Raw genomic sequence first — 9638 nt, 5'->3', positions numbered from 1 at the left:
CGGCCGGCCAGGACGACGCGCTGCTGGACATCTATCGCAAGCTGCGGCCGGGTGAGCCGCCGACCAAGGAGTCGGCGCAGACCCTGCTGGAGAACCTGTACTTCAACCCCAAGCGCTACGACCTGGCCAAGGTCGGTCGCTACAAGATCAACAAGAAGCTCGGGGTCGATTCGGCGATCGTTCAGAGCACTCTGACCGAAGAGGACATCGTCTCCGCGATCGAGTACATCGTCCGGCTGCACGCGGGCGAGGAGTCGAGACCGGGCACGGACGGCCGCGAGATCATCATCGAGGTCGACGACATCGACCACTTCGGCAACCGCCGTCTGCGCAGCGTCGGTGAGCTCATCCAGAACCAGGTCCGTCTGGGTCTGGCCCGTATGGAGCGCGTCGTGCGCGAGCGGATGACGACTCAGGACGTCGAGGCGATCACGCCGCAGACCCTGATCAACATCCGCCCGGTCGTGGCGTCCATGAAGGAGTTCTTCGGCACCTCGCAGCTGTCGCAGTTCATGAATCAGACCAACCCGCTCGACGGGCTGACGCACAAGAGGCGTCTGTCCGCGCTGGGTCCGGGTGGTCTGTCGCGTGAGCGGGCCGGCTTCGAGGTTCGTGACGTGCACCCGTCCCACTACGGCCGGATGTGCCCGATCGAGACTCCGGAAGGCCCGAACATCGGCCTGATCGGCTCGCTGGCCTCCTACGGCCGGATCAACGCCTTCGGTTTCGTCGAGACGCCGTACCGCAAGGTCGTCGACGGCAAGGTGACCGAGCAGATCGACTACCTGACCGCCGATGAGGAAGACCGTTTCGTCAAGGCGCAGGCCAACACGATCCTCAACCCGGACGGCACGTTCGCCGACGCGCGGGTCCTGGTCCGTACCAAGGGCGGCGAGACCGAACTGGCCCGGGCCGACGAGGTCGACTACATCGACGTGTCGCCGCGCCAGATGGTGTCGGTCGCCACCGCGATGATCCCGTTCCTGGAGCACGACGACGCCAACCGCGCGCTCATGGGCTCCAACATGATGCGTCAGTCGGTGCCGCTGCTCAAGAGTGAAGCGCCGCTGGTCGGTACGGGGATGGAATACCGGGCCGCCACCGACACGGGCGACATGGTGAGCGCTGAGAAGGCCGGCGTGGTGCAGGAGGTCTCGGCCGACTACATCACGGTCTCCAACGACGACGGTACGAGCACCACCTATCGTGTCGCCAAGTTCAAGCGCTCCAACCAGGGCACGAGCTTCAACCAGAAGCCCATCGTGGCCGAAGGTGACCGGGTCGAGGTCAACCAGGTCATCGCCGACGGTCCGTGCACCGACAGCGGTGAGATGGCCCTCGGTAAGAACCTGCTGGTGGCGTTCATGCCATGGGAGGGTCACAACTACGAAGACGCGATCATCCTGTCCCAGCGACTGGTCCAGGACGACGTCCTGTCCTCGATTCACATCGAGGAGCACGAGGTCGACGCCCGCGACACCAAGCTGGGCCCGGAGGAGATCACCCGGGACATCCCGAACGTCTCGGAGGAAGTCCTGGCCGACCTGGACGAGCGCGGCATCATCCGCATCGGCGCCGAGGTCGTGAACGGTGACATCCTGGTCGGCAAGGTCACGCCCAAGGGTGAGACCGAGCTGACGCCGGAAGAGCGGCTGCTGCGCGCGATCTTCGGTGAGAAGGCCCGCGAAGTCCGCGACACCTCGCTGAAGGTGCCGCACGGCGAGCAGGGCAAGGTCATCGGCGTCCGCGTCTTCTCCCGCGAGGAGGGCGACGAGCTGCCGCCGGGCGTGAACGAGCTGGTCCGCGTCTACGTGGCCCAGAAGCGTAAGATCACCGACGGCGACAAGCTGGCCGGCCGGCACGGCAACAAGGGCGTCATCTCCAAGATCCTGCCGGTCGAGGACATGCCGTTCCTGGAGGACGGCACCCCGGTCGACATCATCCTCAACCCGCTGGGCGTGCCCGGCCGGATGAACGTCGGCCAGGTGCTGGAGACCCACCTCGGCTGGATCGCCGCCCGCGGCTGGGACATCTCCGGCGTCCAGGAAGCGTGGGCAGAGCGCCTGCGTGACAAGGGCTTCGACAAGGTCGCCCCGCGCACCAACATGGCCACCCCGGTCTTCGACGGCGCCCACGAAGAAGAAATCGTCGGCCTCCTCAACAGCACGGTCCCCAACCGTGACGGGGATCGGATGGTGCAGCGCAGCGGTAAGGCCCGGCTGTTCGACGGGCGCAGTGGTGAGCCGTTCCCCTATCCCATCGGGGTCGGCTACATGTACATCCTGAAGCTGCTCCACCTGGTCGACGACAAGATCCACGCGCGTTCGACCGGCCCCTACTCCATGATCACCCAGCAGCCGCTCGGCGGTAAGGCCCAGTTCGGTGGCCAGCGCTTCGGTGAGATGGAGGTGTGGGCTCTGGAGGCCTACGGTGCCGCCTACGCCCTCCAGGAGCTGCTGACGATCAAGTCCGACGATGTGGTGGGCCGCGTGAAGGTCTACGAGGCGATCGTCAAGGGCGAGAACGTCCCCGAGCCGGGAATCCCCGAGTCCTTCAAGGTCCTCATCAAGGAAATGCAGTCGCTGTGCCTCAACGTCGAGGTGCTCTCCAGCGACGGCATGTCCATCGAGATGCGCGACACCGACGAGGACGTCTTCCGCGCCGCGGAAGAGCTCGGCATCGATCTGTCCCGGCGTGAGCCGAGCAGCGTCGAGGAGGTCTGAATCCCTTACGGCTTCTGAGCCCCTTGCGGCCCTGACAGCTTCTGGGCGCCCTTGCAGCCGCTTACGGCTTCTGGGCGCCCAGCGGGCTCGAGCGGCTACTTCATCATGCTGTTCGGCGCCGGGGTCACCTCGGCGCGGCGGCTGGGCGTGCTGGAGGCGATCGGCGACCGCGCTCACCCGGAACTCGCCGTGTACGAGGTGAACCGGGCCGGGCGCCGCACCCCCGGCATGAGCCCGACCGAGCTCCCGAACCTGGTCAGCAAGCCCAGGCAGCTGCTGCGCGGCGACGTGGAACAGGGCCTGTTCTCCGCGTTGCCGGACGATGTGGAGATCCGCTACTCCACCGTGCCCACGCGCATCACCCAGGACGACTCCGCGGCCGAGGTCACCCTGCACGACACCGCCGCCGACACCACCGTCACCGAACGCTTCGACCTGGTGGTGGGCGCCGACGGGCTGCGCTCCACCGTACGGAGGCTGGTCTTCGGCCCCGAGGACTACCTGCGTCCGCTGAACTACATGGTCGGCGCCACCGCGCTGGACGAACCGGTCGCGGGCTTCGGCCTGCGCGAGGGCCTGATCCTGGCCGAGCCGAGGCGCTCGGCGTGGACCTTCTCCTTCGCCGGCCACGCGCCGAGCCTGATGTTCTCCTACCGCACCGATGACATCGACGCCGAGTTCGCGCGCCCGCCGATCGAGTCCATCCGCGCCGCCTTCGGCCCGCGGCCCGCCGGCCCGGTGCTGGAAAGCCTGTTCACGGCGTTCGAGCAGGCGCCGGACCACCTGTTCGACTCCGTACACCAGGTCAAGATGCCGAGCTGGCACCGCGGCCGGGTCGTCCTGGTCGGCGACGCCGCCTGGTGCGTCACCCTGTACGCGGGCATGGGCGCCTCCAGCGGCATCGCCGGAGGCGAACTGCTGGGCACGATGCTGCGGCGCCACCCCGGTGACCTGCCCGGCGCGCTGCGGGCATGGGAGACCCGGATGCGGCCGTTTCTTTCCATACTGTTTTCGAGCTGCTGATCCGCACGGCGGAGAAACTCCCGCTGGCGACCCGTCTCTACGGCGACGCCGATCTGCTGCGGCTGCTCACCCAGCAGGCCGGCGACCGCGAGTTGTTCGCCCGCACCAGGCCCAGCGCGCTGTGCAACGCGGTCATGCCGATCCTCCACCGACACGGCCTGACCCGCCACGACCGCCCGTGGCCCGACCAGGCGTACACGGTGCACGCCGTACTCACCGGATTCGGCATGGCCATGTTCGACCCGGCCACCGCCCCGCTCAACGTCGACGACCCTGCCGAAGTCCTCGCCGACACCGTGGCCCAGCTGCTCGACCCGCCGGTCGCTCCCGGCGAGGCGGCCATCACCTCGGCCGCCGCCGACACCATCGCCGTCTTGCGCGAAACCAGGGACGCCGTACTGGAACTCATCGAGCGCAGCCAGGTCACCGGAGAATGACCGCGCATGCACCAGATCAGCCGAGCAACGGGAACTCGACGTGCTGGTGCCAGCGGGTGCCCTCGCTGACGAACAGACTGACCGACGATACGTGGGCGGTGACCGGCAATCGTGGGGTGAGCGCGGCTTCCACCTCATGGAACGCCTGGGGCTCTTGGCCGTAGGCGACCGTCAGGTGCGGGATGACGTCCGCGAACTGTCCGCCGTACGGTGGCGCTTCGGGCCATCGCGCCGCGACGGCCTCGGTCAGGGCACGGAACGGCTGCTCGGGCGTCGGCGCCAGGTAGAGCACGTCAGGGAAACGCCGGCACTCGTCGAACCGGACCGCGAACGGGCTGTGCGCGCCGATCAGCACGCGCAAGTCGTCGATGACCGCGGACCCGACGCGATCGATGTCGAGGAAGGGAACAAGCACCGTCACATGCGCGGGAACCCCCGCACTCGCGGAGGAATCGAGACGCCGCCGCCAGGGGCCGACCAATGGCTCGGCTTCCCGCACCACGGCCAGCAGAGCCGTCTCGCCTACTCGGTACTGTCCTGAAGCGTCATCCGACATACCTCACCGCCATAGGTTCCATGATCATTGTCGGTGTATTGCACGTTGGCCTCGCACCCCACCATGATGACCCGATGCGCCGAAAGGATCTCCCAGATGACAAGCGCGTGTGGGATGTGTTGTGCGTCGGAATCGCTGTCGGGGTCGTTGCCTGGGGTGCTATCGGCGCGTGGACGGCCATCGCGGTCGGAAACTATCCGTGGAACAAGTGGATACCGTTTGCCAACGGGGCCAGCAAGGGCGTGGTACTCGGCCTGATCGCCGCCGCCGCCTCTCTCGTCGTTTCGGCCAAGGGCTTCCGGACCGGGTGGCGCTGGTCGGTGTTCATCATCGCTTTCATCGGTGGAAGCCTGTTGGGCACGGTGAAAGATCTCCTCGGCGCACCGGCTCCTGCGGTCTACTTCGCGGAGCCTCTTTCAGATGAGCGGTGGTACGGGACGACGATGCTGTCGCACTGGTCGGGCAAGGTGGCACTGCCTGCCGTCGTATGTGCCGTGACCCTGACTCTGCTGGCGGCTCGCACCTACCGGCCCAGACAGTCGATCGCATCCAGCGCGGCGCTGGTCCTCGCAGGCGTCGCACTGCTCCTGCTTCCACTGGTCGCCTCCACTCTCGCACCTGAGATCCAGGGCAACGGCCAGCATGCCAACGAGGGCGCCTTGGCGGGCATACGCTGCTGGATCATCGGGGTACCGGTGCTGATGGCCGGGCTGATTCGATTGGCCTTGCTCTACGCCGCTCGCGAGGAGCCCGCGGGTTTATCGAAGGAGGAACGCCCGAGACCGCTCGGGCCCAGCCCGGCGCCCATCGTCCGATAGCTGACCTGCCTACCGTCGGCTGAGCGCCGAGGCGCTCGGCAAGGGCCCGGCTGGTCAGCGGCCGGTCGATCCGTCGATCTGCTCGCGGAGGATGTCGGCGTGGCCGGCGTGCCGGCCGGTCTCTTCGATCATGTGCACCAGGACCCATCGCATCGATGGCGCAGGCCCTGGGCGCGAGGGTCGCGGGGCGGGAAGGGCCAGGTCTGGGCAGGCGTCGATGACCTGGTTCGCTCGCTCGACGGTCTTCCGGTAGTCGGCGAGCACGCCGTCAACGGTGTCCTCCGCCGACGGCCGCATGGTCGCGGGCCAGTCGGCGGCATCCTCGCCGAGGAAGTAGAAGCGTTCGACGAACGCCAGATGCCTGACCAGCCCGAGAAGGTTGGTGCCCGAGGGCACTCCGGCCGTACGGACCTGCGGTTCCGGTACGCCCGCGACCTTGTCCGCGATCGCGTTCCGCAGATAGTCGAGGAACCCCCGCAGGGTGGCCTTCTCGTCGGCGCCGGTCGCGGTGGCATGGTGTCCTTCGTCCGTGTCCTGGATCGCTGCATCGAGTCACTCCCCTGTGGTTCCGGCGGTTCGCTGAACGAGCAAGATGTTGTCGATGACGGTGGCGGTCTCACCGGCGGGTCCGGTGGCCTGGCGGCGGGGCATGTCGGCGCGCAGGACGGACCAGTGCGCGGGGTCGAGATCGAGTTCGGCGGCGATCTCGGTGGGTGTGGGGTAGTGGATGTCGGGGTCCTGGTTCCACGACCAGGGCGCGGTGGAGCCGTGGTCGACGATCAGCAGCAGACCGCCGGGGCGAAGGGCCTGTGCGGCGGTGCGCAGGACCCGGCTGCGGAGCAGCGGGAACGGGGTCTGGAAGTACTGGGCGGAGATGAGATCGAACTGGCCGGCCGGGAAGCTTCTGGCCAGGTCGTGCTGTTCGGTGACGACCCGGTCCGCGACGCCGAGATCGCGGGCGCGTTCCCGTACCCGCTCGACGGCGGTGGTGGAGATGTCCACGGCGGTGACGTGCCAGCCCTGCTGGGCGAGCCAGATGGCGTCGCCACCTGCGCCGCAGCCCAGATCGAGGGCCGTGCCGGGGCGCAGCGGTGCGGCGGTCTCGGCGAGCAGCGGGTTGGCGCGTGCGTCCCAGGTACGCCGGGTGCGGTAGTGCCGCTCCCAGAACAGCTCGGCATCCTCGTCCGTCGCCCCCTGGCCGCCCGTGGCGGGTCCTCGGTATCGGTTGGTATCCATCTGAGTCGCCCCTTCGTCGGTCGGCGTGCCGAGTACGTACCTTCGGCGCCGGTGATGTACGACAGCATCGCCACCGCCATTTCCCGCTTGCAAGAAAAGTTGCGGATCCGCATTATCGGGAGGCATGGACAACCCCGCAGAAGACGTGTTGGCCGGAGTCGGGCCGCGGCTGCGTGCCCTGCGCAAGGCGCGAAGCACCACGCTGGCGGCGCTGGCCGGCGAAACCGGCCTCACGGCGAGCACCCTGTCCCGTCTCGAGAACGGCAAGCTCCGCCCCACGCTGGAGCAGCTGCTGCCTCTGGCCCGGGCGCACGGTGTCCCGCTCGATGACCTCGTCGCGGCCCCGCCCACCGGCGACCCGCGCATCCACCTACGGCCCGTACGACGGTCCGGGCTGGTGATGGTGCCACTGACCAGGCGGCCCGGCGGTATCCAGGCATACAAGGTGATCTATCCACCCGCCGGCCGCGCGCCCACGATGCACCTGCGGACCCACGAAGGCTACGAGTGGTTCTACGTCCTCAACGGACACGTCAGGTTCGTGCTCGGCGAGCAGGAGTTCCGGCTCGGCGTCGGCGAGGCCGCGGAGTTCGACACTCACATTCCGCACTGGATCGGCAGCGCTCACAGCCGGCCCGCGGAGGTGCTCACCCTGTTCGGCGCGCAGGGAGAGCGCGCCCATCTGGCACCGGCCAGGCACTGATCATCTCCGCCCTTCGCAGGGATAAATCAGTTGTGCTTTGCGCATCAACCAGCCAAGGATCGGCACAACGGTACGGCGAGGCCGACCGCCTTTCTGGATCGTGTCGATACGGGAGGAGAAACAGCATGTTTACCGACCCTGATCAATGCGGCAGACAAAACCCTGGCCAGCGTGAGCATGCCTGCCCGGCCCTGCGGCCCTGACACTTCCGGCCCCGCTGCGGCGGGCTGACTGCGCGCGCTGACCGACCTCCAGAAATCAAGGGAGATCATGGCGCTCGAAGACGCGCGCAAAAAAGCGATCATCGCGGAGTACGCGACCTTCGACGGCGACACCGGTTCACCTGAAGTGCAGATCGCGCTATTGACCCATCGGATCGCCGACATCACCGCGCATCTGCGCATCCATCAGCTGGACCATCACAGCCGTCACGGTTTGCAGAAGCTCAACGGTCGTCGGCGGCGACTGCTGAAGTACCTGAAACGAATCGACATCGAACGCTACCGGCGCCTCATCCAACGGCTCGGCCTGCGCCGATGACACCGTACCGGGGGAAACGACCGCGATGCCGTTTCCCCCGGCTCACAGTTCACGGTTGGCCGCCCCGGGCACTCAACCACCTCGGCCCCGTTCTGCAAGCCCTACGGGATTGAGGTGCGGAGCCCCGAAACCCGATAGCGTCCCCGCAAGCTTTACGGGCAGCGCATTACCGATCGAACGGTACTGACCTTGTCGTGATCGACCACCTATGCTTAGGTGTTCGGAGTGAGTCATGATTCCGATAGGGGCAGGCTTCTCGAACCTGTTCCGGCCAAGGTGAACCCGGCAGGCGGGAAAGCGAACAACATCCCGCTGCTCCTCGCTCTGGGCGCGCTCCCCCTCCTGCTTGCCAACTTTTTCATTGTTGCCACGATCCTGGGACGTGACTGCGTTCTTCTCTATGGGGGCGGCAACATAACGGAATGCGTTGGCGGGCTTTCGGAGGAGCAGATGAGCGTCACATCGGGACTGATCGCGCTGATGCTATTTGTCATCCAGATGGTGCTGATCGTCCTGGTGAACCGGCGCATCCGCTCCCGCTCGTAACGCGGTCGCATGGCTGGCGGCGGCGCGCCTTGAACGGCGTCTCTAGGCCTGAAACAAATTTGTCGAGAAGTTCCCCCAAAGAGTCCTGGTCATCTTGCCCATCGCGGGGAGAACTCCACATGGAGCTGGTCCCAGTCGTGCTCTTCCTCTGCTGCCGCCTCCCGGAACGCTGCCGTGCCGCCTGTCAGGAACAAGGTCTCGGCGTAGACGTCCTGGTGAAGCAGGTTGCTGTGCTTCGGATCGCTTCGCACTGAGGCCTCGAGCCCGTGGCCGGTCGGCAGGTCCCTTGCCGGGATGCTTGCGGTGCGGAGCTCTCGGGGAGCGTTCCCGCGTTGATGCGCTCCCGCGGTTGCTTCCACCGGGAGGGCCGGAACTGCACCGCGCGATGAGCCAGCACGAGGTCGACCCGCTTCTCCTCGTCCCAGCCGACCCCGGGAACGGTCGCACGCCGCGCTCGGGCCCGGGGTCCCCCGTTCATCCTCAACGACCGCTCGACATCGACCTACTGGATCTACGGCAGCACGGACAAGAACATCTGGTCCGGCCCCGGCGTGGGCTTCGACACCTACCGCAGCTCGGACCTGCGCACCTGGGAAGGCCCGTTCGAGGCGTTCCGGCCGCCCGCCGGCTTCTGGAGCGACGGCATGTACTGGGCGCCCGAAGTGCATGAATACCAGGGCCGATGGTTCATGTTCGCCACCTTCACCGGACCCGACGACCACCGCGGGACCCAAGTGCTCGTGGCGCACACCCCTGAGGGCCCCTTCGCGCCTTGGAGCGACGGTGCGGTCACCCCGCGGACGTGGCAGTGCCTCGACGGCACCCTCTTCGTCGACGAGGCGGGCGACCCCTGGCTCATCTATTGCCAGGAGTGGACCCAGATCCACGACGGGGCGATCTGGGCCCAGCGCCTCACCAGCGACCTGCGCGAATCGGCCGGCGCACCCGTCTTACTCTTCAACGCCTCCCACGCCCCGTGAGCCAAGTCTCTCGATCACTCCGCGACATACGTCACCGACGGCCCGTTCCTCTTCCGTCTCACCAGCGGGCACCTGC

11 protein-coding genes are annotated in these 9638 nt (G+C 67.2%); 8 read left to right on the top strand and 3 right to left on the bottom strand.

Translation table 11 applies throughout. From position 1 onward, the window contains the following. The 3 genes from rpoB to AB0B61_RS22315 all read left to right on the top strand — a co-directional run. Nucleotides 1-2723: DNA-directed RNA polymerase subunit beta (gene rpoB, locus AB0B61_RS22325; protein ID WP_358434773.1), on the top strand; the 2723-nt coding region annotated here is incomplete at its 5' end. Nucleotides 2724-2774: 51 nt separating this feature from the next. Continuing rightward, a complete protein-coding gene (locus AB0B61_RS22320; protein ID WP_358434770.1) occupies nt 2775-3746 on the top strand; it encodes an FAD-dependent monooxygenase in 972 nt (323 codons plus the stop codon). Then, nucleotides 3695-4183 carry a hypothetical protein gene (locus AB0B61_RS22315; protein ID WP_358434767.1) on the top strand — a complete coding sequence of 163 codons (489 nt, stop codon included), beginning with the start codon at nt 3695-3697 and terminating at the stop codon, nt 4181-4183. The genes AB0B61_RS22320 and AB0B61_RS22315 overlap by 52 nt, the downstream gene beginning before the upstream one ends. A gap of 16 nt (nt 4184-4199) precedes the next feature. Here AB0B61_RS22315 and AB0B61_RS22310 read toward each other — a convergent pair whose 3' ends face one another. Further along, entirely contained in the window at nt 4200-4739 is a 540-nt protein-coding gene (locus tag AB0B61_RS22310; protein ID WP_358434764.1) for a 2'-5' RNA ligase family protein, read from the bottom strand. A gap of 20 nt (nt 4740-4759) precedes the next feature. Here AB0B61_RS22310 and AB0B61_RS22305 point away from each other — a divergent pair, with 20 nt between their 5' ends. Then, a complete protein-coding gene (locus tag AB0B61_RS22305) occupies nt 4760-5557 on the top strand; it encodes a hypothetical protein (protein ID WP_358434761.1) in 798 nt (265 codons plus the stop codon). Nucleotides 5558-5611: 54 nt separating this feature from the next. Here AB0B61_RS22305 and AB0B61_RS22300 read toward each other — a convergent pair whose 3' ends face one another. Together AB0B61_RS22300 and AB0B61_RS22295 are read right to left on the bottom strand one after the other, a co-directional pair. Further along, on the bottom strand, nt 5612-6004 hold the full coding sequence (locus AB0B61_RS22300; RefSeq protein ID WP_358434802.1) for a DinB family protein: 393 nt from the start codon (nt 6002-6004) through the stop codon (nt 5612-5614). A 105-nt stretch (nt 6005-6109) separates the two neighbouring features. Then, nucleotides 6110-6793 carry a class I SAM-dependent methyltransferase gene (locus tag AB0B61_RS22295; protein ID WP_358434759.1) on the bottom strand — a complete coding sequence of 228 codons (684 nt, stop codon included), beginning with the start codon at nt 6791-6793 and terminating at the stop codon, nt 6110-6112. A 124-nt stretch (nt 6794-6917) separates the two neighbouring features. Between AB0B61_RS22295 and AB0B61_RS22290 the strand changes: the two genes are divergently transcribed. The 4 genes from AB0B61_RS22290 to AB0B61_RS22275 all read left to right on the top strand — a co-directional run bounded on the left by AB0B61_RS22290 (nt 6918) and on the right by AB0B61_RS22275 (nt 9562). Further along, a complete protein-coding gene (locus tag AB0B61_RS22290) occupies nt 6918-7496 on the top strand; it encodes an XRE family transcriptional regulator (RefSeq protein WP_358434756.1) in 579 nt (192 codons plus the stop codon). A 270-nt stretch (nt 7497-7766) separates the two neighbouring features. Beyond that, entirely contained in the window at nt 7767-8036 is a 270-nt protein-coding gene (gene rpsO / locus AB0B61_RS22285; RefSeq protein ID WP_358434754.1) for a 30S ribosomal protein S15, read from the top strand. A gap of 225 nt (nt 8037-8261) precedes the next feature. Then, nucleotides 8262-8582, top strand: a complete 321-nt coding sequence (locus AB0B61_RS22280) for a hypothetical protein (RefSeq protein WP_358434752.1) — start codon at nt 8262-8264, stop codon at nt 8580-8582. Between the two features lie 476 nt (nt 8583-9058). Next, the gene (locus tag AB0B61_RS22275; RefSeq protein WP_358434800.1) at nt 9059-9562 is read left to right on the top strand and encodes a family 43 glycosylhydrolase; all 504 of its coding nucleotides are present in this window, start codon (nt 9059-9061) and stop codon (nt 9560-9562) included. The last annotated feature ends 76 nt before the right edge of the window (nt 9563-9638 follow it).

Origin of the sequence: Nonomuraea sp. NPDC049158 (assembly GCF_040648335.1) — a bacterium.
Taxonomy (GTDB): domain Bacteria; phylum Actinomycetota; class Actinomycetes; order Streptosporangiales; family Streptosporangiaceae; genus Nonomuraea.
Note: the sequence above shows the minus strand (reverse complement) of the source record. Positions and strands in the feature narration are given on the sequence as shown.